The organism is Streptomyces sp. NPDC007095 (genome assembly GCF_040634475.1).
Classification (GTDB): domain Bacteria; phylum Actinomycetota; class Actinomycetes; order Streptomycetales; family Streptomycetaceae; genus Streptomyces.
Window position 1 is genome coordinate 1 of record NZ_JBEYFS010000536.1, and the last position, 1,198, is coordinate 1,198.

At 62.4% G+C, this 1,198-nt stretch carries 1 protein-coding gene; it reads left to right on the top strand.

What is annotated here, in order from left to right; all coding sequences use genetic code 11:
- The first annotated feature begins 97 nt into the window (after positions 1-97).
- Positions 98-1,186: a twin-arginine translocation signal domain-containing protein gene (locus tag ABZ656_RS58050; protein ID WP_360280868.1), complete on the top strand. Its 1,089-nt coding sequence runs from the start codon at positions 98-100 to the stop codon at positions 1,184-1,186.
- Positions 1,187-1,198: the final 12 nt, after the last annotated feature.

Below are 1,198 nucleotides of genomic sequence, written 5' to 3' on the forward strand. Positions count from 1 at the left end.
CCCCGCGCCCCTCACGAGTTCAGCCTCATCCCTCCTCTCACAGCGATCTGACTGCTAGTTTGATCAGAATCTGTCAGGCGACCTGGAGGGTGATGATTTGAGCGACATAGCCCACGAGAGCGGCCCGCACCGTACGAACCGGCGCGCATTCCTTCGTGGCAGCGCGGCGTTAACCGTCGCCGCCGCGACCGGCGGACTTTCCCTGTCCGCGGCGGGAACGGCCAACGCCGATGTGGATGCGACCCTGCATTTCAAACTCGACGGGACCGGCGGTAATCCCGTCTTGCGGCAGACGCTTCACCAGCCTTACTGGGCGATGCAGTCGTTCGCCTACGATCACGTCTACGGGCACATCTACTTCGTGCAGACCAAAGTGGGCAGTGACAACGGCGATCTGTGGGTGTCGAGGACCGATCTCTCGGGCAATGTGCTCGGAGCCATGGCGATTCACGCGTTCGACCACGGCTCGTCCATCGGGGTCGAGCCCGACACCGACGGATCTCCCTACATCTGGGTGGCAGGCGACTGGGAGAGTAAGAATCCCAATGCCACGCCGCCTGAGCCGCCGAACAGTCACAAGATCGCCCGCTTCAAGTACAAGGACGGCGGCGACCTCGACTACTTCAATCGCGGCGGGCAGTATCTCGGGGTGTTCCCGATGGACGTCGCGACCTTCCTCGACTGTCCTCGTCCGGCGATCGATCCCTACAACAACCGGCTTCTCATTCGGTACATGGGAACGACGACCCCTTGGCGTCTGGCGCTGTTCGACCTGTCCCAGGTGCTGTCCTCGGGTGTCATTTCCAAGCGCCTGCTGGAGCGGGCCATTCCCACCAACGCCGAACTCGGGCTGAACGACAGCGACCAGTTCCAGGGCATCACCGCATACGGGCAATACGCCTACCTGCTCTTCGGCGGACCACCCTCTAGCAGCGACTCCACCCCGCCCTCGTACATCATCTGCATCGACATGAACGATCCTGGAAGTGCATACCGCTGGAAATTCGCGACGACGGCCGGCGCCTCCTTGCCCGGACGTGAACCCCAGGGCATAGCCGTTTGGCGGTCCTCCGGTGGTCCGCGACTTGCCTTCGGTTTCTCCGACAAGATCACCAGCACCAGCCCCGACTCGTTCGAGGCCAGCGTGTTCTTCAAGGACCAACTGACCTCAGGATGGCCCTCCTGACCCTTCTCAGTC